The organism is Prevotella sp. P5-92, assembly GCF_002251245.1.
Lineage (GTDB): Bacteria > Bacteroidota > Bacteroidia > Bacteroidales > Bacteroidaceae > Prevotella.
In genome coordinates, this window is the sequence record NZ_NPJG01000037.1 from 1 (window position 1) to 276 (window position 276).

At 54.0% G+C, this 276-nt stretch carries 1 rRNA gene; it reads right to left on the reverse strand.

The features are described 5' to 3' along the window. Positions 1–179 precede the first annotated feature (179 nt). Positions 180–276, reverse strand: a 16S ribosomal RNA gene (locus CIK99_RS03545); the annotation flags it as partial.

The following is a 276-nucleotide window of genomic DNA, read 5'->3' on the forward strand; positions in this document are numbered from 1 at the left end:
GAATAACGGATTCGAACCGTTGACCCCCTGCTTGCAAAGCAGGTGCTCTAGCCAGCTGAGCTAATCCCCCGAAAGACAGAGTTGCAAGTACAAGAAGAGGTAACGAACCAAAAAAAAAGGTCTCGTCGGAAGAAGAAAGGCTTCTTCCCTAACTCTCCACCTCTATGGCGTCCCTCCAGAAAGGAGGTGTTCCAGCCGCACCTTCCGGTACGGCTACCTTGTTACGACTTAGCCCCAATCACCGGTTTCACCCTAGGCCGACCCTCGCGGTCACGG